The sequence below is a fragment of the Pseudomonas sp. GM48 genome, assembly GCF_000282335.1.
GTDB lineage: Bacteria > Pseudomonadota > Gammaproteobacteria > Pseudomonadales > Pseudomonadaceae > Aquipseudomonas.
Map to the genome: position 1 here is coordinate 1 of NZ_AKJM01000062.1, position 20,319 is coordinate 20,319.

The following is a 20,319-nucleotide window of genomic DNA, read 5'->3' on the forward strand; positions in this document are numbered from 1 at the left end:
TCGCGAGCAATACAGGTCTCGGGTCTTAGAACACCGAGACGTAATCGCCCAGCTCGACCTGTACCGATTTGATGCGGGTGAAGTTGTTCAGCGAGCTGATACCGTTTTCACGGCCGACACCCGACTGCTTGTAGCCGCCAACCGGCATCTTCGCGTCGGACTCGCCCCAGGCGTTGATCCAGCAGATACCGGCTTCTAGTTGATGAATCACGCGGTGCGCGCGGTTCAGGTCGCGGGTGACGATACCGGCGGCCAGGCCGAATTCGGTGTCGTTGGCGCGACGGATCACTTCTTCTTCGGTTTCGTAGGTGAGGATCGCCATCACCGGGCCGAAGATTTCTTCACGGACGATGGTCATGTCGTCGGTGCAGTCGGTGAACACGGTCGGGGCCACGAACGCGCCTTTGGCGAAATCGCCGTCGGTCAGACGTTCGCCGCCGCACAGCAGGCGTGCACCTTCTTCCTTGCCCTTGGCGATGTAGCCCAGCACGCTTTCCATGTGGGCGAAGCTGACCAGCGGGCCGAAGTTGGTGTTTTCGTCTTCCGGGTTGCCGATGCGGATGCGTGCAACGCGCTCAACGATCTTGGCTTCGAAAGCGGCTTTCAGGTGGGCCGGTACGAACACGCGGGTGCCGTTGGTGCAGACCTGGCCGGAGCTGTAGAAGTTGGCCATCATCGCGGTGTCGGCGGCGCGATCGAGGTCGGCGTCGTCGCAGATGATCAGCGGGGACTTGCCACCCAGTTCCATGGTCACGTCCTTGAGCGAAGAGCTCGAAGCGCTGGCCATGACTTTCTTGCCGGTGTCGGTGCCGCCGGTGAAGGAAACTTTCTCGATGCGCGGGTGCTCGGTCAGCCAGGTGCCGACTTCGCGGCCGCTGCCGGTCAGGACGTTGAATACGCCTGCTGGCAGGCCGGCTTCGGTGTAGATCTCGGCCAGTTTCAGGGTGGTCAGCGAGGTGACTTCACTTGGCTTGAAGATCATCGCGTTACCGGCGGCCAGGGCCGGCGCGGATTTCCACAGGGCGATCTGGATCGGGTAGTTCCACGCGCCGATACCGGCCACGATGCCCAGCGGCTCGCGACGGGTGTAGACGAACGAAGTGGTGCGCAGCGGAATCTGCTCGCCTTCGATGGCCGGTACCAGGCCTGCGTAGTACTCGAGTACGTCCGCGCCGGTAACGATGTCGACGTAGCGGGTTTCGGAGTACGACTTGCCGGTGTCCAGGGTTTCCAGGGCCGCCAGTTCGTCGTTGCGCTCACGCAGGATTTCCACGGCACGACGCAGGATGCGCGAACGCTCCATGGCGGTCATCGCAGCCCAGATTTTCTGGCCCTTTTCGGCGCTGACTACGGCGCGCTCTACGTCTTCCTTGGTCGCGCGTTGTACTTTTGCGAGGACTTCACCGTTAGCCGGGTTGATGGCTTCGAAAGTGGCGTCGCTGCTGGCGTCGCTGTACGCGCCATCGATGTAGAGTTTTTGCAGTTCGAAACGGGCCATAAAGTCCTCGCAAGAGCATTAAGTGGCTGGCGCGGTTCGGTGGTTGAGCGTTTATGTGTGCTCTAACTCACCCGCTTGGCCAGTTGGGTATCCATGTATTCGTAAGCGATCTGTTGCGCCTGCTCGGTGTCGAAAGCATCTCCCGACAGCGCACCGCGCAACCATAAACCGTCGATCAACGCTGCCAGACCCCGGGCGGCGCTGCGCGCATCATTGAGCGGCAGCACACGGCGGAACTGGCAGCACAGGTTGGAATACAGACGGTGATCGTTGATCCGCTGCAACCTGTGCAAAGACGGCTGGTGCATGCTGGTGGCCCAGAAGGCCAGCCAGGTTTTCATTGCCGGGCCATTGACCTGGCTGGCGTCGAAGTTGCCTTCGATGATCACCTGCAGATGCGCCCGCGGGCTGTCATCTGTCAGCGCCTGACGGCGCAGGGTGACGTTCTCGCTCAGGACGGTCATCAGGTACCCCATGGTGGCGGCAATCAGGCCGTTCTTGTCCTGAAAGTAATGACTGATGATGCCGTTCGAGACACCGGCCAAACGGGCGATCAGCGCAATGCTGGCGTCCCCCATTCCGACCTGATCGACGGCCTGCAAAGTGGCTTCGATCAATTGCTGGCGGCGGATGGGTTGCATACCGACCTTGGGCATCTTGCACATCTCCTTAGGCCTTCCGGCAGACGCAGAACGTCTATCGGCTTGAGGGCCAGTCTATTTTGTTTTGATTGAACGTTCAATCAACAAAGAATAAGATCTGCGACAAATCGTCGCTGCTTACAGATTTTTCCTACGTGTAAATGGCGACAAACCGACATCTGAAACAGCTCGAAGCCTATACGCCACGGCGTCTCAAGGGCTTCGGGCTTTTTTCGGGCTGTCTTTATATCACCCGCCGGTCGGCTGCCCACTAACCGATTGGTCGGGTAACTCGTTTGTCTTGCGTTCTTCTCTCGCACTGCCCGGAGCATCTGTGCCATGAGTTCTGCCTCGCTAATAAAGACCCCACCCGAGAAGGTGACGGTCAACGGTTGGGTGTTCTACACCTCTACCGCGTTGATTCTGTTGTTGACCGCCATTCTGATCATCGCCCCGCAAGAGGCCGGCAGAATGCTGGGTATGGCGCAAGCCTGGTTGTCCCGCAGCTTCGGCTGGTACTACATGGTGGTGATTGCCGCCTACCTGATTTTCGTCGTCGGCCTGGCGTTTTCGTCCTACGGCAAACTGAAACTGGGTAGCAAGGATGACACCCCGGACTTCAGCTACGGCGCCTGGGCGGGGATGCTGTTCTCCTCGGGTATCGGCATCTCGTTGCTGTACTTCGGTGCCTCTGAACCGCTGGACCACTACTTCAACCCGCCGGAAGGCGTGGCCGGCAGCAACCTGGCGGCACGTCAGGCCGTGCAGCTGACATTCCTGCACTGGGGCCTGCATGGCTGGGCGATCTATGCGTTGGTGGGGTTGGCCGTGGCGTATTTTGCCTACCGGCATAACCAGCCGCTGGCGTTGCGTTCGGCGTTGTATCCGCTGGTGGGCGAGCGTTGGGTCAAGGGCGCGGCCGGGCATGCGGTGGACGGCTTCGGCATGTTCGTGACCCTGCTGGGACTGGTGACGAACCTGGGGATTGGTTCGCTGCAAGTGTCGTCGGGGCTGGAAAACCTGTTCGGCATGGAACACAGCAACACCAACCTGCTGATCGTGATCATTGTGATGAGCACCGTGGCGACCATCGCTGCCGTGTCGGGCGTGGAAAACGGCATCCGTCGTCTGTCCAATCTGAACATCGTGCTGTTCAGTGGCCTGCTGATTTTCGTCCTGTTGTTCGGGCCGACCCTGCACCTGCTCAACGGTTTCGTGCAGAACGTCGGTGACTACCTGAACGGCGTGGTGCTGAAGACTTTCGACCTCTATGTGTACGAAGGCGACAGTGAGAAGTCCGACCGTTGGTTGGGCCTGTGGACCCTGTTCTACTGGGCCTGGTGGATTTCCTGGGCACCATTCGTGGGCATGTTCATCGCACGTATTTCCCGTGGTCGCACCGTGCGCGAACTGGTAGCCGGCGTGCTGCTGATTCCACTGGGCTTCACCCTGGCGTGGCTGTCGATCTTCGGTAACTCGGCCCTGGACCTGGTGATGAATCACGGGGCGGTGGAGCTCGGGAAGACGGCGCTGGAACAGCCGTCCATGGCGATCTACCAGTTGCTTGAGCATTACCCGGCGTCGAAAGTTGTCATCGGCGTGTCGATCTTTGTCGGTTTCGTGCTGTTCCTGACCCCGGCGGATTCCGGCGCGGTGATGATGGCCAACCTGTCTTGCAAGGGCGGTACCGTCGATGAAGACGCGCCGCACTGGCTGCGGATCTTCTGGTCGGTGGTGATCACCCTGGTGACCATCGGCCTGCTGTTCGCCGGCAACTTCGAAGCCATGCAAACCATGGTGGTGCTGGCCGGTCTGCCGTTCTCGGTGGTGCTGGTGTTCTTCATGTTCGGCTTGCACAAGGCCATGCGCCAGGACGTGCAGATCGAACAGGAGCAAGCGGAACTGGCGGCACGCGGTCGTCGTGGTTTCAGCGAGCGTTTGACCCAACTGGACCTGCAACCGAGCCAGTCGATCGTTCAGCGCTTCATGGACAAGCATGTCAGCCCGGCATTGCAAGATGCGACGGCGCAAATGCGTGCTCAAGGTCTGGAGGTTCAGACGCTGCTGGGCAAGTCCAAGCGTTGCATGGGCGTACGGGTCGAGATGGAAGAGGGCAACCCGTTTGTCTACGAAGTAAGCCTGGACGGTTACCTGGCCACGCCAACCGAGTCGGCTCAGTCCGATGAGGCGCGTCAGCGTTACTACCGTGCCGAGGTGTACCTGCACAACGGCAGCCAGGACTACGATTTGATGGGCTTCACCCAGGATCAGATCACCCGTGACGTGCTCGATCAGTTTGAAAGCCATCGGCAGCTCCTTGGCCGGGTGTATAGCTAAGTAGCAATAGGGCGCGGTGTTTCTGTCTGAAGCACCGCGTTGCGTCCTTCGCGAGCAAGCCCGCTCCCACAGGTGACCGAGTTCTAACAGAGGAATGCGGTCGAATGTGGGAGCGGGCTTGCTCGCGAAGGGGCCATCAGCCGCAAAGCTGTTTGCCCCGACACCCCATAAACAAAAACGCCGCGATATTCTCGCGGCGTTTTTGTGTCTGTCGTCTTACCCCAGGTTCTTGCCGAGCAGTGCGTGATACAGCTCGCTGTCGCCCAGAATCCCCACTACGTGGTTGTTGTCGTGCAGCACCAGTTTGTTACCGGTCTGATAACGAATCTGCAGCGCATCGCGCATGCCGATATTGGAGTCCACCAGCGTCGGCTTGCGTTCCAGGCCTTCGACGGCTTGCCCCGGAATCCAGTTCTGCAGGTCCATTGACGAGCCGTTCTTGCGTGCGCCCTTGATGGTGTTGCCTTCGGCCAGGTCCAGCCACGAATCGCCGCCCGGATCGAGGCATACCGAACCGTTGATGCGCTTACAGTTGTCCAGCGTACGCATCAGGCTGCGGCCGCACAGTACGTTCAGCGGGTTGGTGTGGGCCACGAAGGTCCGCACATAGTCGTCCGCAGGGTTGAGGACGATTTCTTCCGGCTTGCTGTACTGGATGATCCGGCCGTCTTTCATGATCGCGATACGGCTGCCCAGTTTCAGCGCTTCATCGAGGTCGTGGCTCACGAAGACGATGGTCTTGTGCAGCTTGCGTTGCAGTTCCAGCAGTTCGTCTTGCAGACCCTGGCGGATCAGCGGGTCGAGGGCCGAGAACGGTTCGTCCATCAGCAGGATGTCGGCGTCCATCGCCAGCGCACGGGCCAGGCCCACGCGTTGTTGCATACCACCGGACAGCTCGTTGGGTTTCTTGTTGCGCCACTGGGTCAGGCCCACCAGCTCAAGCTTGTCGTCCACCAGCTTGCGGCGTTCCTTCTCGGGACGACCCTGCATCTCCAGGCCGAAGCTGATGTTCTCGCGAACGGTCAGCCAGGGCATCAGGGCGAACTTCTGGAACACCATCGCAATGCGCTTGGTGCGCATCATTTTCAGTTCTGCCGGGGTGCAGGACGCAATGTCGATCTGCTTGCCTTCGTGCTCGACGAACAGCTTGCCGCGGCTGACGGTGTTGAGGCCGTTGATGCAGCGCAGCAGGCTGGATTTACCGGAGCCGGACAGGCCCATCAGTACGCAGATCTCACCTTTCTCGATATCCAGGCTGGCTTTTTCAACGCCGACAATCTGCCCGGTCTTTTTCAGGATTTCGTTGCGGGTCATGCCCTGATCCAGCAGCTTGAGCGCCTCGCGTGGATCCTTGGAGAAGATAACGTCAACGTTATCAAAGCGAATAATGCTCATGCATCACCCCCTACTTTGGCGTCGGGTTGTTTGCAGATACGGTCGAGCATGATCGCCAGCAGTACGATCGCCAGGCCTGCTTCGAAGCCCAGGGCGATATCAGCAGTGTTCAGTGCGTTGACCACCGGTTTGCCCAAGCCATCGGCGCCTACCAGTGCCGCGATCACTACCATCGAAAGGGACAGCATGATGCACTGGGTGATGCCGGCCGCGATGCTTGGCATGGCGTGGGGCAGTTCGATTCGCGAGAGCAACTGACGGCGCGAGCAGCCAAAGGCCTTGCCGGCGTCCATCAACTCTTCCGGAACATCGCGGATACCCAGGTAGGTCAGGCGGATGGGCGCGGCAATCGCGAACACCACCGTGGAGATCAGACCCGGGACCACACCCAGACCGAAGAGGGTCAGGGTAGGAATGAGGTACACGAACGTCGGTACGGTCTGCATCAGATCGAGTACCGGACGCATTAAAGTATAGAACATCGGCTTGTGCGCGGCGACGATGCCCAGAGGCACGCCAATGACCACGCAGACCAGGGTCGCGAACATCACCTGGGCGAGGGTTTCCATGGTTTCCTGCCAGTACCCCAGATTGAGGATCAGCAGAAAGGAGGCAACGACAAACGCGGTCAGGCCCCATTTGCGTTGAATGAAGTGTGCCAGTAGTGCGATTACGCCGATCAATACCAGCGGGTTGAACCAGGTCAGCGCAAACGTCACGCCGTGGATCATCGTTTCCAGTGTCACGGCGATTGCGTCGAAGGTGCTGGCGCCGTGTTGCGTCAACCATTCAACGAAGCCCGCGATGTACTGGCCTAAGGGGATTTTCTGATCAATCAGCATGGTAGTGAACGTCCGCATGCAAGGAAATAAACAGCCCGGACGGCCGAGGCCGCCCGGCATAAGCGATTACTTGGCCAGTTTGGCTTTCACGGCCTCCAGGCCTGGTTTACCGTCAATGGTGGTCACGCCAGCGAGCCAGGTATCGAGCACCTGTGGATTGTTTTTCAGCCAGGCCTTGGCGGCCGCGTCAGGCTTCATCTTGTCGTCCAGGATGTTGCCCATCAGCGAGCTTTCCATGTCGACGGTGAACTCCAGGTTCTTCAGCAACTGGCCGACGTTGCTGCATTCCTGCGTGTAGCCCTTGCGGGTGTTGGTCGCCACGGTGGCGGCACCGAAATCCGGGCCGAAAAAGTCATCACCACCGGTCAGGTATTGAATCTTGAAGCGCTTGTTCATCGGATGCGGCGCCCAGCCGAGGAACACCACGGCGGTGTCGCGTTTCTGCGCGCGGTCGACCTGCGAGAGCATGCCGGCTTCGCTGGACTCGACGACTTTGAAGCCGGCGTCCTTGAGGCCGAAGGCGTTCTTGTCGATCATCGTCTGGATCAGGCGGTTGCCGTCGTTGCCAGGCTCGATGCCGTAGATCTTGCCGTCGAGTTCTTTCTTGAATTTGGCGATGTCGGCGAAGTCATGCAGCCCTTTGTCGTACAACGCCTGAGGAACGGCGAGAGTGTACTTGGCGCCCTTGAGGTTGGTGCGCACGACATCCACGGTGCCCGCGTCGCGATAGGCCTTGATGTCGTTTTCCATGGTCGGCATCCAGTTACCCAGGAACACGTCCATGTTCTTGCCGTCGGCCAGGGACTTGTAGGTCACGGGCACGGAAATCATGGTGGTCTTGGTCTTGTAGCCGAGGGCATCGAGCACGACGCTGGTGGTCGCAGTTGTCGCGGTGATGTCGGTCCAGCCGACATCGGAGAAGTTTACGGTACTGCACTGCGCCGGCTCTGCGGCTTGCGCCAGAACCGGCAGACTAAGCATGGCGGCCAACAACAACGACGGGGAACCTTTCATGGATGGACTCCTTGGTGTTTTTTTTGGCAGTGTTCCGACTGGACCACCGCACTTATAGGTTGCGGTTGGATGGCGTTCTGGAGACAGCTCTACCACTGCGCCTTGCAATCGAGTCGATATGATCATGTACCAGTGAAAATCTGACGCCTACAGGGTGCGTCGTATCCAGTACAGGGATGGTCGCATCCAGTGTCGGTGACGTCGTTTACAGATTTTTTCAGCCCTTTTTTTCCCTCTGAACCGCAAAAAAACGGCGAAAACACGGCGTAAAAGACACGCGGCGTTGGTGGGCATGAGTGCGTCGGTTAGAGACGTCGGACAACACGATAAAAGCTTGATGATGCGGTCATCTCGGCGGATTGCAGCTTGTGAGCGTAGCAGCTCCGTCACCGTGCGCTCTTGCGTGCGCAGTGGGCCCATTCAGGAGTTCGGCAGTCATGGCTATCAGTGTTTTCGACCTGTTCAAAATCGGCATCGGTCCTTCCAGTTCGCACACCGTGGGGCCCATGCGGGCGGCGGCGTTGTTTGTGCAGGGCTTGCGCGAGCGAGGGTTGCTGGAACAGGTGCGGCGTGTCGAAGTCCAGCTGTTCGGCTCATTGTCCGCCACCGGTATCGGCCACGGCAGCGACAATGCCGTGATCATGGGCTTGATGGGCGAGTGGCCGGATGCGATCGATCCGTCGCAAATCGGCATTCGTATCCAGGCCTTGCGCGAAACCCACACGCTGTTGCTCGACGGTCGTCTGTCGGTGCCGTTCGTCTGGGCTCGGGACATGCGCCTGATCGACGAAAACCTGCCGTTCCACCCCAACGCCATGACCCTGATTGTCGAAGGTGATGACGGCGAACTGCATCGCGACACCTACTATTCGGTCGGCGGCGGTTTTGTCGTCGATGAGGCGCAAGCCTCCAGCGGTGTCGTGGATCTGGATCGCACCGTACTTCCTTATGACTTTTCCAGCGCCGCCGAGCTGTTGCAGCTGTGTAAGAAGCACAACCTGCGCGTGGCTGAATTAATGATGGCCAACGAGAAAGTCTGGCGCAGCGAAGAGGAAATCCGCAGCGGCCTGATGAAGCTCTGGCGCGCGATGCAGGATTGCGTCGAACAAGGCCTGAAACACGAAGGCATCTTGCCCGGTGGCCTGAACGTGCGTCGCCGCGCGGCCAAGCTGCATCGCAGCTTGCAGGAACTGAACAAACCCAACGTGATCGGCTCGACCTTGAGCGCCATGGAATGGGTCAACCTGTTCGCCCTGGCGGTCAACGAAGAAAACGCCGCTGGCGGGCGCATGGTTACGGCACCGACCAACGGCGCGGCGGGGATCATTCCGGCAGTGCTGCACTACTTTATGAAATTCAGCGAGGCCGTGACCGACGCCAATGTCGTCGACTATTTCCTCAGTGCGGCGGCAGTGGGAATCCTGTGCAAGAAGAACGCCTCGATCTCCGGTGCTGAAGTCGGTTGCCAGGGCGAAGTCGGTTCGGCCTGCGCCATGGCGGCGGCCGGGTTGGCGGAAATCCTTGGCGCCACGCCAGAGCAACTGTGCAACGCGGCGGAAATCGGTCTGGAACACAACCTCGGCCTGACCTGCGACCCGGTGGGTGGACTGGTCCAGGTGCCGTGCATCGAGCGCAACGCGATTGCCGCAGTGAAAGCGATCAACGCTGCGCAAATGGCATTGCGGGGCGATGGCCAGCACTTTATTTCGCTGGATCGGGTGATCCGCACCATGCGCGATACCGGTGCCGACATGCATGACAAATATAAGGAGACATCGCGGGGTGGGTTGGCGGTGAGTGCGGTGGAGTGTTGAGTCAGTAATATCGGGTCGCCTTCTTCGCGAGCAAGCCCGCTCCCACAGGGGAATGCATTCCACATGTGGGAGCGGGCTTGCTCGCGAAGGGGCGAGACCAGTCAAAATTGCGCGTTAAGTGAACACCCGGATTAAAACGCGCCACCTTTTAGCGCGTCGCTCCCAGATAAATCGTCTGACCGCTGATCGGGCGCCATCAAGCCCTCGACCACTCGTCACCCGTGCCTGCGGTGACACTCCTTTCCGACGCGGCGCAACGCCGTTCCCACAAGTGCTACCGAATTGCTCACAGCTCGTGGGCCGGGGCGCTTGCCAGTCCTGATGGCCATTTAAATCCCAACGCCTTGTAAGACATATATAGACACATTCCGACGTCGTTTTTAGGAGTTATTGAACGCGCATTCAATTTTAGGCATGGCAATTGCTCTGTCATTACAAAGCCCGTCTCCCACGCGAGAACGATGGCAATAAAAAGAGCCTCCGCCTGAGGCCATCACCCGCTTTGTGTGAGGAGATACCGCGATGACGACGTTCAACTCCGGGGCCCAACCCCAGAACCGTGCGCCTCAATCCATCGGCTTTCTGCTGCTGGACAATTTCACGCTGATTTCTCTGGCCTCCGCAGTGGAACCCCTGCGCATGGCCAACCAGTTGTCCGGTCGCGAGCTATATCGCTGGACCACCCTCACCGTCGATGGCGGCCAGGTCTGGGCCAGTGACGGCCTGCAGATCACCCCCGACGCCTCCATGCACAAAGCCCCGCCAATGGACACTGTCATTGTGTGCGGCGGTATCGGCATCCAGCGCACTGTTACCCGCGAACACGTGTCCTGGCTGCAAAGCCAGGCCCGCCAGTCCCGCCGCCTCGGCGCGGTGTGCACCGGCAGCTGGGCCCTGGCCTGCGCCGGCCTGCTCGACGGTTTTGATTGCAGCGTGCACTGGGAATGTCTGGCAGCGATGCAGGAAGCTTTCCCGCGGGTGGCCATGAGCACCCGTCTGTTCACCCTCGACCGTAACCGTTTCACCAGCTCCGGCGGTACCGCGCCGTTGGACATGATGCTGCACCTGATCAGCCGCGATCACGGTCGTGAACTGTCGGCGGCCATTTCGGAAATGTTCGTCTACGAGCGTATCCGCAACGAGCAGGATCACCAGCGTGTGCCGCTCAAGCACATGCTCGGCACCAACCAGCCGAAGTTGCAGGAAATCGTTGCCTTGATGGAAGCCAACCTCGAAGAGCCGATCGACCTCGACGAACTGGCGGTGTATGTCGCGGTATCCCGTCGGCAGCTCGAACGCCTCTTCCAGAAATACCTGCACTGCTCGCCGTCGCGTTACTACCTGAAGCTGCGCCTGATCCGCGCCCGGCAATTGCTCAAGCAAACGCCGATGTCGATCATCGAAGTGGCATCGGTGTGTGGTTTCGTATCCACGCCGCACTTCTCCAAGTGCTACCGCGAATACTTCGGCATTCCGCCGCGTGACGAGCGCGTAGGCTCCAACACTACCCAGCAAGTGGCGATGATGCCGTTGCCACAGGCGCTGGTGCTGTCGCCGTTGTCCGGGCCGTTGTCGGCGCTGAGCCAGGCGCGCAATGAGTCGACGTTTGCCAGCGTAAGGCTCTAAACCGAGGCGCTTTTGTGGCGAGGGAGCTTGCTCCCGCTGGGCTGCGCAGCAGCCCCAAAGCCGGTACATGCGTTCCTTGAGGTAAATCGCATTTACCGGTTTTGCGACCGCTTCGCGCTCGAGCGGGAGCAAGCTCCCTCGCCACAGAGTGTTCTCGCTTCGACAGTCAGGTGCGGTGGCTCTGCTGGTACTCCGCCAACGCCGGCAACAACTGCTTGTCGATCGCCTGGCGCACCGCCGGCAGGATGGTCGCGCTGCTGGTGTACATCTGCTTGACCATGGTCCGCAGCGTCATCGCCCGCACATCATTCAATCCTCGTACCGCGCACTCGCAGGCCTGCTCGGCGGTGGAGCCGGTGGGCACTTCGAATCCCAACGACTTGAGCTGGCCCAACAGGTCTTCCTGGTCTATCAAATCAGCGTGCATCATGACGCAATCCTTCTTCAGGGAACGGTGTCGTGGCTCGATTCTGGTAGGGCCACAAGGTGGCGGCAAGGGCGAATTGTCGCAATGGCCGCAATACCTATGAACAGGTCGTTTTCGGCTAACTTGCCGTGCAGAGGAGTGGGCACACTGGGCCCAGCTCGCTTCACGAAGGTTTGGTCACCCTCGCATGGCGGCTCCTCAACAGTACCCTCTGCCTCGATCCTGTCACGGCTTGATCGGGGCTTTTTTTTGTTTGTGAATCAATGGGTTTTGTGTCGATAGATAGACCGCTTTCGCGAGCAAGCCCGCTCCCACCGTTGACCGAGTCCCAGCAGGGGAATGCGGTCGAATGTGGGAGCGGGCTTGCTCGCGAAAAACGATGACGCGGTCTAGCGTTGCAACACCAGAATCCGCGACAACAGCTCATCCCGGTCGACATAGCAGCCCTGGAAATGCCGCGCCCCGGTGGCGGGGTCGAAGGCGTTGCGGGCGTGGAGGGTGCGACGATTGTCAAAGCACCACAGCTCACCGGGATTGAGCCGCTGCATCAATCTGAATCGGGGCTCGCGGGTCATCGCGATAAAGCGCCGGTAGGCTTGATAGAGCTTGGGCATCTGCTCAACTGAGGCATCGAACGGCCCGCGCAGAAAGTTTGCCATGCGGATTTCCGACACCTGCCCCAAGGCGTCCAGGGCAATGATCGGGGCGAGACAGCGGTAGTCGCTATGGCGGTCCTTGTTGCGAAACTCCACGGGGATTTCGCAGAGGCTTTTGAAGGATTCGGGGTCTTCCCGGCGCAAGGCGTCGGCAATGGCAAAACCGTCGACAAAAATGCTCTCGCCACCCTCGGCGTCATTGACCAGGCAATGCAAAAATTGCAGCCCCGGTTGCAACTCCCGGGTTGGCAAATCGCTGTGCAGCGGCAGGTTGAACGCGGTGTAGGCGTTGCTGTCGGCATCGGCTTTGGATTGCACGTTGAACAGCACGCCGAAATTGCTCTCGCGGATGAAGGAAATCCGTTGGGCGATCAGTTTCAGCGAACCGGGCTCGGTGGGCACACCACGAACCTGGGTCAAGCCGACATCGCGCACCGCCAACAACCATTGCAACAAGGCGTCAGGGTCGTTCATCAGTGCTTGATATTCGAACACCGGCAACTGCAAGTCGTTATGCCAGAGCCTGGCTTTCGGTTTGCCTGCCAGGCGTTCGGCGCGGGATTCATCGTCATAGGCGTGGGCGCGCAGCCAGCCAGGGTCGAAGCGGCTTGAGTGTCCGTCCTGCCAATCCACCGTCAGGCAGCCATCGCTGTCGATAAGGGCGTTATCGGGCATCAGGTCATGAGCCACATCGACGATTTCCAGCACTTGTTCGCGGGTTACGGTGTAGACGCACTGCGGGCACGGGCAATTGTCCCGCAGCCATTGATGGTGGAAAGGGCTGACGCGATCGTCGGCCCACTTCACCAGAACACGGTCGGCCAGGGTCTGCACGCCAGTCAGCGCGCTGATCAACGGGTAAGTACGAAAGTCGGCAAATGCAGCGGCGGTGTTCATGGCGATCTCCTTGTTATTTTTTTGGGGGTAATGCGATCACTCGGCCAATGTACTCGGGCGTGGGCAGGTCCGTCTGTTCGGCGACGATGGCTTGCAGCCGGCTCAAGGACAGGTCGCTGAACGGTGCCGAACGCGGCCCGGCGAGATCCACGTGCAGCAGCATCTGTTCATTGCCCGCCAGCGCCTGGTCATCACCGACCAGATGCAGGCTGTGATAGAGGTGCACGCGCTTGCTGTCGTGGGCGATGATTTGGGTGTGCACTTCGACTTGAGCGTCGAGCTTCACTTCGTGCAGGTAGTTGAGGTGCAGTTCGAGGGTGAACAGCGAGTTGCCACTGGCCTCGCGGCTGTTGCTGTCGAGTCCCAGGCGATCCATAAGGGCATCGGTGGCGTAGCTGAAAATCAGCAGGTAGAAGGCGTCGCGCAGGTGGCCGTTGTAGTCGACCCAGTCGGGGATGATGGTGGTTTGGTAGGTGGTGAGGCTGGGCATGGTTTCTGATCCAATTTGTGTGGTGACTGGACTGCCGCTATCGCGAGCAAGCTCGCTCCCACAGTGATTTGAGGTGTGAATACAATCAATGTCACTCAGCAGGTCCCCTGTGGGAGCGAGCTTGCTCGCGATGGGGCCAGCCCTGCTGGCCCCGCAGCTTTGGGTTACTCGCTGAAGGCCATCCCATGTTTTTCTTTGGTGGTCTTCACCGCCTCCAGCACCGCCAGCAGGCAGTCATCACGATAGCGCTCCAGCGCCGAAATGCTGTGTTTGCCCAGTTGATCGCTGGTGCCATCGACCACGTCATCGATCAGTTTGTCGGTCAGCTCCGGCGCCGGCAGGTAGGTCCATGGCAATTGCAACGCCGGGCCGAACTGGGCCATGAAGTGACGCATGCCGGCATCGCCACCGGCGAGGGTGTAGGTCAGGAACGTACCCATGAACGACCAGCGCAAGCCTGCGCCGAAGCGGATGGCATCGTCGATCTCGCCAGTGGTCGCCACGCCGTCGTTGACCAGGTGCAGCGCCTCGCGCCACAGCGCTTCAAGCAGACGGTCGGCGATGAAGCCCGGTACTTCCTTGCGCACGTGCAGTGGGCGCATGCCTAAGGATTCATAGACTTTCATCGCGGCTTGCACCGCTTCGGGGGCGGTATTTTTACCGCCGACCACTTCGACCAGCGGCAGCAGGTAAACCGGGTTGAACGGGTGGCCGACCACGCAGCGTTCCGGGTGCGTGGAGCTTTCGTAGAATTCACTCGGCAACAAGCCGGAGGTGCTGGAACCGATCAACGCATTGGGCTTGGCCGCCGCGCTGATTTTGCTGTGCAGTTCCAGTTTCAGCTCCAGTCGTTCCGGGGCGCTTTCCTGGATGAAATCGGCATCGCGCACGCACTCTTCGATGGTCGCGACAAAGCGCAGGCGATCCTGCGAAGCGCCGGGGGCCAGGCCTTGTTTCTCCAGGGCGCCCCAGGCATTTGCAACGCGTTTACGCAGGGCTGCTTCAGCGCCGGGTGCCGGGTCCCAGGCCACGACATCCAGGCCATGGGCGAGGGCGCGGGATACCCAACCGCTGCCGATGACACCGCTGCCCAGGGCGGCGAAGGTTTTGATTTCGGTGATGAAGCTCATGGTCAATTCCTGAATTTGGCTCGGAAAAAAAACTGTAGGAGCGAGCTTTTGTGGCGAGGGGGCTTGCCCCCGTTCGACTGCGAAGCAGTCGTAAACCGTTGCACGTGGTGTGTCTGAAACACCTCGGTTGCTGGTTTTAGGGCCGCTTCGCAACCCAACGGGGGCAAGCCCCCTCGCCACAAAAGCCCGCTCCCACAGGGGGAAAGTTGTTGTGAATTAACCGCGCTTGGTCAGGCCCATTTTTGCCCGGCCTTCAGCCGGGGTCAGTACCCGGGCACCGAGGCGGCTGAGGATTTCCGTGGCGCGTTCGACCAGTTGGCCGTTGGTCGCCAGCACGCCCTTGTCCAGCCACAGGTTGTCTTCCAGGCCGACGCGCACGTTGCCGCCGAGCAATACCGCTTGCGCCGCCATCGGCATCTGCATGCGACCGATACCGAAGCCGGCCCAGACCGCATCGGCGGGCAGGTTGTCGACCATGGCTTTCATGGTGGTAGTGTCCGCCGGCGCGCCCCACGGGATGCCCAGGCACAGCTGGAACAATGGGTTGTCGAGCAGGCCTTCCTTGATCATCTGCTTGGCGAACCACAGGTGACCGGTGTCGAAAATTTCCAGCTCGGCTTTCACACCCAGTTCCTGGATGCGTTTGGCGCCAGCGCGCAGCTGGGCCGGGGTGGAGACGTAAATGGTGTCGCCGTCGCCGAAGTTCAGGGTGCCGCAATCGAGGGTGCAGATTTCCGGCAGCAATTCTTCGACGTGGGCCAGGCGGGTCAGTGGGCCGACCAGGTCGGTATTCGGACCGAACTCCATCGGATTCTCGCCGGCACCGATTTCCAGGTCGCCACCCATACCGGCGGTGAGGTTGACGATGATGTCGACGTCCGCCTCGCGGATGCGCTCCATCACTTCGCGGTACAGCGCCACGTCACGGCTGAACTTGCCGGTTTGCGGGTCGCGCACATGGCAGTGAACCACGGTGGCGCCGGCCTTGGCGGCTTCCACGGCGGCGGCCGCGATCTGTTTCGGGGTGACCGGCACGTGTGGGCTCTTGCTGGTCGTGTCGCCAGCACCGGTGAGTGCGCAGGTGATGATGACGTCGTGGTTCATTTGGCGGTTCCTTACAGGCGAGTTTTTGGTTTTGGCCAGGCGTGGTGATCCCGTTCGCAGCCCGTTGGGGCTGCGAGTCGGAGGTTCGTTCGGTTTATTTACTGGTCAGTTGCAGGTTTTCAGCGGCCGGTTTTCCATCGAAGGTGGTGACGCCTTCAAGCCAGCGTTTTTTGTCCTGCGGGTGATCCTTGATCCATTGCTTGGCCGATTCGAAAGCGTCCTTGTGATCCAGCAGCGGCTGCATCATCCGGCTCTCGTCTTCGGCGGTGAACGTCAGGTTGCTCAGCAAACGACCGATGTTCGGGCATTGCTCGGCGTAGGTCGGCGCGGTGACTGTCCATACCGTGGCCTTGCCTTCATCCGGCCCAAGGGCGTTTTCACTGCCGGTGAGGTAGGTCATTTTCACGTTGACGTTCATCGGGTGCGGCGCCCAGCCGAAGAACACCACGGCTTCGTTGCGACGCACGGCGCGATCCACGGCGGCGAGCATGCCGGCTTCGCTGGATTCGACCAGCTGGAACTTGCCGAGGCCGAACTGGTTCTTGGCGATCATTGCCTTGATCTGGGTGTTGGCGCCCGAGCCAGGCTCGATGCCGTAGATCTTGCCGCCCAGTTCTTTTTCGAACTTGGCGATGTCAGCGAAGGTTTTCAGGCCCTTGTCGGCGAGGTAGGTCGGCACGGCGAGGGTCGCGCGGGCGTCTTTCAGGCTTGGCGCCTCAAGCACCTTGACCTGTTTGGCATCGACGAACGGGGTGATGGTCTGGGTCATCAGCGGGTTCCAGTACCCGAGGAACAGGTCCAGACGCTGGTCGCGGATCCCGGCGAAGATGATTTGCTGGGAGGCGCTGGTTTGTTTGGTGCTGTAGCCGAGGCCATCGAGCAATACCTGGGTCATGGCACTGGTGGCGATCACGTCGGTCCAGTTCACTACACCCATGCGCACGTTCTGGCATGCGGCGGGTTCGGCGGCCATGACACTGGCGCTCAGTAATGCGGTACCACTGAGTGCAAGAACACAGCTGCTGATCAGTCGTTTCATTCTCAGGTTCCTCGGCAGTTTCATTATTGTGGGTCCGGTCGTCTTTGTGCGCCGGTGATGCCAAGTTACGCAGCTAAGCGCCCGTGAAAGCGCACTGCGGCGACCAGCTCTTGCACTGCAGCGACCTGTGCTCTTGTATGCCGCTCGCAAGTGGCGTATCAACGTCCTCACGCTACCCGCCCTCTTGTTACCTGCTAAGCGAGTGCGCTCCATGTCCCAGGATTTCTACTTCTTGTTGATGCCGGGTTTCTCGGCCATTGGGTTTATCTCGGCCATCGAGCCGTTGCGGGTCGCCAATCGTTTTCGCGGCGAGCTGTATCGCTGGCATGTACTGAGTGCCGATGGCGGGGCGGTGCTGGCCAGCAACGGCATGTCGGTCAACGCCGATGCGGCGCTGGAACCGTTGAAAAAAGGCGCGACGCTGCTGGTGGTCGCCGGGTTCGAACCCCTGAAATTCGCCACTCCGGCGCTGGAGCACTGGCTGCGGCGCCTGGACAACGAAGGCGTGACCCTGGGCGCCATCGACACTGGCAGCTTCATCCTCGCCGAGGCGGGTTTGCTCGATGGCCATCGGCTGACCCTGCACTGGGAGGCCATCGACGCCTTCAAGGAGTCTTATCCACAGCTCAGCGTCACCCAGGAATTGTTCGAGATCGACCGCCGACGCATCACCTCCGCCGGCGGCACCGCTTCCATTGACCTGATGCTGGATCTGATCGCCCAGGCCCACGGTCCCGAGCTGGCGATCCAGGTCAGCGAACAGTTCGTACTCGGCCGTATCCGCCCGCGCAAAGACCACCAGCGCATGGAAGTCGCCACGCGTTATGGCATCAGCAACAAGAAACTGGTGCACGTGATCGGCGAGATGGAGCAGCACAGCGAACCGCCGCTCAGCACCCTGGAACTGGCGGAATCGATCAAGGTGACGCGACGGCAGCTGGAGCGCCTGTTTCGCTTGCACTTGAACGACACGCCGAGCAACTTCTACCTGCGTTTACGGCTGGAAAAGGCCCGGCAGTTGCTACGTCAGACTGACATGAGCGTGTTGGAGGTGAGCATTGCCTGCGGGTTTGAATCGCCGTCGTATTTCACCCGCAGTTATCGGGCGAAATATGCGCGGTGCCCGCGGGAGGATCGGCGTACCGCGAAAGCCTGATTGAGTTTTGAGGCTAAACACATGGCCAGTGTGGGAGCGGGCTTGCTCGCGAAGAGGCCAGTCAATTCAACATTGTTGTCGACTGATGCACCGCATTCGCGAGCAAGCCCGCTCCCACATTTGATCTTTTGCGTCTGGAGAGGGGGTTACTTCTTCATCAACGCCGAACACGCTGCCTTATAAGCCTCATGCTGATATTTGTTCAGCGCTCCCGGCAGTTCGAAATTGTGCTTTTTGGCCTGGGCATTGATGGTCTGCGGCGACAGCAAGGTCACTTCGCAATTCTCCAGCAGCTGGAAAACCCCTTCGATCTTGAACGTGGTCGGCCCGCCAGCGAACTCGCCTTTCTTGCTGCGCTTCTTGATCGCGATGCGGTCGATGGAATTCTCACGGACAAACGAGGCGACCTGAGCGGCAAACACTTTGACGTTGGCAGCTTCGTCGTCATCGTCCAGGGCGATTTTCTTGGTGGCGAGCGCAACATGGTTCAGCGCCTGGCCGTCCAGCGTGGCCACGGCGATGATCGCTTCGCTGCCCTTGATTTCGATGCCGCAGACTTTCATGTTCAATCCCATTAGTGACAGAGGGTGAGCAGCTTACAGCTCAAGCTGGCTGGCGATTGCATTACTCCTGCCCAATCGACTCCAAAAACTCTGACCGTTCGTCACTCATCCGCGCGATGCAATCGTTCTGGGCAATGGTGAACGCCTTGCTGCCACCGGTGGCCGGGAAAGCTTCGACGGCGCAGTCTGCGTCGCGGGTCTTCAGCCATTGCTGTTGGGCGGCCTTGAGCTTGGCGGTGATGTCGGCCAGTTGCGACGGGTTTTTGCCGTACTGCGACTGCATGCGCTCGGTCAGGCCCTTGAAGTTTTCCTTGAGCAGGTCTTCGGCGGTGGTTTTGCTGAAGGCCGAGCACTCGAGGGTCTGGACGTCGTTTTCGACTTTGTCGCACGGGTTGTCGTCGGACTCCTGCGCTGCGTGTACGCCGGTCGCAATCAGTGCCAAAGCCAGAAGGATGGATTTCATTCAGGTCGCCGCTCTATTCCAGTGATGCGGCGAATTCTGGCCCAAGCCGAGGGCCTTGAACAGGGAGGCGATCGTGGCTGAAGACGACCCTTTGTCGCGGATTGACGCTTTCGGCAAACCCCCTGTCGTTTTTGCACCCGGCTGCACCGTCCCTCAGGCATATGCTGGCCCCAAAGCGCCGGCAGACGATTCGGCGCATGAATCGCTAATAGGGGACAGCCTGATGAGCCCAGCCGAATTGCACGCCGACAGCATCGTTATCGACGGGCTGATTATTGCCAAGTGGAACCGTGAACTGTTCGAAGACATGCGCAAGGGCGGTTTGACCGCAGCCAACTGCACCGTGTCGGTGTGGGAGGGCTTTCAGGCCACCGTCAACAACATTGCCGCGAGCCAGAAGCTGATCCGCGAGAACAGCGACCTGGTGATGCCGGTGCGCACTACCGCCGACATCCGCAAGGCCAAGGAGCTGGGCAAGACCGGCATCCTCTTCGGCTTCCAGAATGCCCACGCCTATGAAGACCAGATCGGCTATGTCGAGGTGTTCAAGCAGCTCGGCGTTGGCATTGTGCAGATGTGCTACAACACCCAGAACCTGGTGGGCACCGGTTGCTACGAGCGTGATGGCGGCCTGTCGGGCTTCGGTCGCGAAATCGTCGCCGAGATGAACCGGGTAGGTGTGATGTGCGACCTGTCCCACGTTGGCTCCAAGACTTCCGAAGAAGTCATCCTCGAATCGAAGAAGCCGGTCTGCTACTCCCACTGCCTGCCTTCGGGGCTCAAGGAGCACCCGCGCAACAAGTCCGATGAAGAACTCAAGTTCATTGCCGACCACGGCGGTTTTGTCGGCGTGACCATGTTCGCGCCGTTCCTGGCCAAGGGCATCGATTCGACTATCGACGACTACGCCGAAGCCATCGAGTACGTGATGAACATCGTCGGCGAAGACGCTATCGGCATTGGCACTGACTTCACCCAGGGCCATGGCCAGGACTTCTTCGAATACCTGACCCACGACAAGGGCTACGCCCGCCGCCTGACCAGCTTCGGCAAGATCATCAACCCGCTGGGCATCCGCACCGTGGGCGAGTTTCCGAACCTGACCGAGACCCTGCTCAAGCGCGGCCACTCCGAGCGCGTGGTACGCAAGATCATGGGCGAGAACTGGGTAAACGTCCTGAAAGACGTTTGGGGCGAATAAGCCCACTTTGAACAACGATCCCTTGT

18 protein-coding genes are annotated in these 20,319 nt (G+C 60.0%); 5 read left to right on the forward strand and 13 right to left on the reverse strand.

Annotated features, from left to right (window positions below):
• Nucleotides 1–25 precede the first annotated feature (25 nt).
• Nucleotides 26–1,498 carry a betaine-aldehyde dehydrogenase gene (gene betB, locus PMI28_RS16965; RefSeq protein WP_007985935.1) on the reverse strand — a complete coding sequence of 491 codons (1,473 nt, stop codon included), beginning with the start codon at nucleotides 1,496–1,498 and terminating at the stop codon, nucleotides 26–28.
• Between the two features lie 62 nt (nucleotides 1,499–1,560).
• Nucleotides 1,561–2,154: a transcriptional regulator BetI gene (gene betI / locus PMI28_RS16960; protein ID WP_007985937.1), complete on the reverse strand. Its 594-nt coding sequence runs from the start codon at nucleotides 2,152–2,154 to the stop codon at nucleotides 1,561–1,563.
• Nucleotides 2,155–2,535: 381 nt separating this feature from the next.
• On the opposite strand from betI, the gene PMI28_RS16955 reads away from it, so the two are divergent.
• Nucleotides 2,536–4,476 carry a BCCT family transporter gene (locus tag PMI28_RS16955; protein ID WP_238540686.1) on the forward strand — a complete coding sequence of 647 codons (1,941 nt, stop codon included), beginning with the start codon at nucleotides 2,536–2,538 and terminating at the stop codon, nucleotides 4,474–4,476.
• A gap of 216 nt (nucleotides 4,477–4,692) precedes the next feature.
• Here PMI28_RS16955 and choV read toward each other — a convergent pair whose 3' ends face one another.
• The 3 genes from choV to PMI28_RS16940 form a co-directional block, all read right to left on the reverse strand.
• Entirely contained in the window at nucleotides 4,693–5,871 is a 1,179-nt protein-coding gene (choV, locus tag PMI28_RS16950) for a choline ABC transporter ATP-binding protein (RefSeq protein ID WP_007985940.1), read from the reverse strand.
• Nucleotides 5,868–6,713, reverse strand: a complete 846-nt coding sequence (choW, locus tag PMI28_RS16945; RefSeq protein ID WP_007985943.1) for a choline ABC transporter permease subunit — start codon at nucleotides 6,711–6,713, stop codon at nucleotides 5,868–5,870. Before choW ends, choV begins: the two co-directional genes overlap by 4 nt.
• A gap of 66 nt (nucleotides 6,714–6,779) precedes the next feature.
• Nucleotides 6,780–7,727, reverse strand: coding sequence for a choline ABC transporter substrate-binding protein (locus PMI28_RS16940; protein WP_007985945.1), 948 nt, complete (start codon nucleotides 7,725–7,727; stop codon nucleotides 6,780–6,782).
• Between the two features lie 437 nt (nucleotides 7,728–8,164).
• On the opposite strand from PMI28_RS16940, the gene PMI28_RS16935 reads away from it, so the two are divergent.
• Together PMI28_RS16935 and PMI28_RS16930 are read left to right on the forward strand one after the other, a co-directional pair.
• Nucleotides 8,165–9,541 carry an L-serine ammonia-lyase gene (locus PMI28_RS16935; RefSeq protein ID WP_007985947.1) on the forward strand — a complete coding sequence of 459 codons (1,377 nt, stop codon included), beginning with the start codon at nucleotides 8,165–8,167 and terminating at the stop codon, nucleotides 9,539–9,541.
• 522 nt (nucleotides 9,542–10,063) lie between these two features.
• On the forward strand, nucleotides 10,064–11,167 hold the full coding sequence (locus PMI28_RS16930; protein ID WP_007975492.1) for a GlxA family transcriptional regulator: 1,104 nt from the start codon (nucleotides 10,064–10,066) through the stop codon (nucleotides 11,165–11,167).
• 166 nt (nucleotides 11,168–11,333) lie between these two features.
• Here the strand turns inward: PMI28_RS16930 and PMI28_RS16925 are convergent, their stop codons facing one another.
• The 6 genes from PMI28_RS16925 to PMI28_RS16900 all read right to left on the reverse strand — a co-directional run bounded on the left by PMI28_RS16925 (nucleotide 11,334) and on the right by PMI28_RS16900 (nucleotide 16,910).
• A complete protein-coding gene (locus PMI28_RS16925) occupies nucleotides 11,334–11,597 on the reverse strand; it encodes a hypothetical protein (protein WP_007985949.1) in 264 nt (87 codons plus the stop codon).
• A gap of 386 nt (nucleotides 11,598–11,983) precedes the next feature.
• Nucleotides 11,984–13,147 (reverse strand): gamma-butyrobetaine dioxygenase, encoded by a 1,164-nt coding sequence (locus PMI28_RS16920; protein WP_007985950.1) that lies wholly within the window; start codon nucleotides 13,145–13,147, stop codon nucleotides 11,984–11,986.
• Between the two features lie 13 nt (nucleotides 13,148–13,160).
• Nucleotides 13,161–13,637, reverse strand: coding sequence for a thioesterase family protein (locus PMI28_RS16915; protein WP_007985951.1), 477 nt, complete (start codon nucleotides 13,635–13,637; stop codon nucleotides 13,161–13,163).
• 164 nt (nucleotides 13,638–13,801) lie between these two features.
• Nucleotides 13,802–14,767, reverse strand: coding sequence for an L-carnitine dehydrogenase (locus tag PMI28_RS16910; protein WP_007985952.1), 966 nt, complete (start codon nucleotides 14,765–14,767; stop codon nucleotides 13,802–13,804).
• Between the two features lie 216 nt (nucleotides 14,768–14,983).
• Entirely contained in the window at nucleotides 14,984–15,871 is an 888-nt protein-coding gene (locus tag PMI28_RS16905; protein ID WP_007985953.1) for a 3-keto-5-aminohexanoate cleavage protein, read from the reverse strand.
• A gap of 94 nt (nucleotides 15,872–15,965) precedes the next feature.
• On the reverse strand, nucleotides 15,966–16,910 hold the full coding sequence (locus tag PMI28_RS16900) for a choline ABC transporter substrate-binding protein (protein WP_007985955.1): 945 nt from the start codon (nucleotides 16,908–16,910) through the stop codon (nucleotides 15,966–15,968).
• A gap of 211 nt (nucleotides 16,911–17,121) precedes the next feature.
• On the opposite strand from PMI28_RS16900, the gene PMI28_RS16895 reads away from it, so the two are divergent.
• Nucleotides 17,122–18,066, forward strand: coding sequence for a GlxA family transcriptional regulator (locus tag PMI28_RS16895; RefSeq protein WP_007985957.1), 945 nt, complete (start codon nucleotides 17,122–17,124; stop codon nucleotides 18,064–18,066).
• 146 nt (nucleotides 18,067–18,212) lie between these two features.
• Here PMI28_RS16895 and PMI28_RS16890 read toward each other — a convergent pair whose 3' ends face one another.
• Both PMI28_RS16890 and PMI28_RS16885 read right to left on the reverse strand, forming a co-directional pair.
• Complete coding sequence (locus PMI28_RS16890) at nucleotides 18,213–18,629, reverse strand: DUF3010 family protein (RefSeq protein WP_007985961.1); 417 nt, start codon at nucleotides 18,627–18,629, stop codon at nucleotides 18,213–18,215.
• A 61-nt stretch (nucleotides 18,630–18,690) separates the two neighbouring features.
• Nucleotides 18,691–19,092, reverse strand: a complete 402-nt coding sequence (locus tag PMI28_RS16885) for a lysozyme inhibitor LprI family protein (RefSeq protein ID WP_007985963.1) — start codon at nucleotides 19,090–19,092, stop codon at nucleotides 18,691–18,693.
• Between the two features lie 223 nt (nucleotides 19,093–19,315).
• On the opposite strand from PMI28_RS16885, the gene PMI28_RS16880 reads away from it, so the two are divergent.
• Entirely contained in the window at nucleotides 19,316–20,293 is a 978-nt protein-coding gene (locus PMI28_RS16880; RefSeq protein ID WP_033052003.1) for a dipeptidase, read from the forward strand.
• Nucleotides 20,294–20,319: the final 26 nt, after the last annotated feature.

Coding starts and splice junctions, on each gene's coding strand:
- PMI28_RS16895 (WP_007985957.1), top strand. CDS start 17,122: ATGTCCCAGGATTTCTACTTCTTGTTGATGCCGGGTTTCTCGGCCATT.
- PMI28_RS16930 (WP_007975492.1), top strand. CDS start 10,064: ATGACGACGTTCAACTCCGGGGCCCAACCCCAGAACCGTGCGCCTCAA.
- PMI28_RS16910 (WP_007985952.1), bottom strand. CDS start 14,767: ATGAGCTTCATCACCGAAATCAAAACCTTCGCCGCCCTGGGCAGCGGT.
- PMI28_RS16900 (WP_007985955.1), bottom strand. CDS start 16,910: ATGAAACGACTGATCAGCAGCTGTGTTCTTGCACTCAGTGGTACCGCA.
- choW (WP_007985943.1), bottom strand. CDS start 6,713: ATGCTGATTGATCAGAAAATCCCCTTAGGCCAGTACATCGCGGGCTTC.
- PMI28_RS16915 (WP_007985951.1), bottom strand. CDS start 13,637: ATGCCCAGCCTCACCACCTACCAAACCACCATCATCCCCGACTGGGTC.
- PMI28_RS16925 (WP_007985949.1), bottom strand. CDS start 11,597: ATGATGCACGCTGATTTGATAGACCAGGAAGACCTGTTGGGCCAGCTC.
- choV (WP_007985940.1), bottom strand. CDS start 5,871: ATGAGCATTATTCGCTTTGATAACGTTGACGTTATCTTCTCCAAGGAT.
- PMI28_RS16885 (WP_007985963.1), bottom strand. CDS start 19,092: ATGAAATCCATCCTTCTGGCTTTGGCACTGATTGCGACCGGCGTACAC.
- betB (WP_007985935.1), bottom strand. CDS start 1,498: ATGGCCCGTTTCGAACTGCAAAAACTCTACATCGATGGCGCGTACAGC.
- PMI28_RS16880 (WP_033052003.1), top strand. CDS start 19,316: ATGAGCCCAGCCGAATTGCACGCCGACAGCATCGTTATCGACGGGCTG.
- PMI28_RS16940 (WP_007985945.1), bottom strand. CDS start 7,727: ATGAAAGGTTCCCCGTCGTTGTTGTTGGCCGCCATGCTTAGTCTGCCG.
- PMI28_RS16920 (WP_007985950.1), bottom strand. CDS start 13,147: ATGAACACCGCCGCTGCATTTGCCGACTTTCGTACTTACCCGTTGATC.
- PMI28_RS16905 (WP_007985953.1), bottom strand. CDS start 15,871: ATGAACCACGACGTCATCATCACCTGCGCACTCACCGGTGCTGGCGAC.
- PMI28_RS16935 (WP_007985947.1), top strand. CDS start 8,165: ATGGCTATCAGTGTTTTCGACCTGTTCAAAATCGGCATCGGTCCTTCC.
- PMI28_RS16890 (WP_007985961.1), bottom strand. CDS start 18,629: ATGAAAGTCTGCGGCATCGAAATCAAGGGCAGCGAAGCGATCATCGCC.
- betI (WP_007985937.1), bottom strand. CDS start 2,154: ATGCCCAAGGTCGGTATGCAACCCATCCGCCGCCAGCAATTGATCGAA.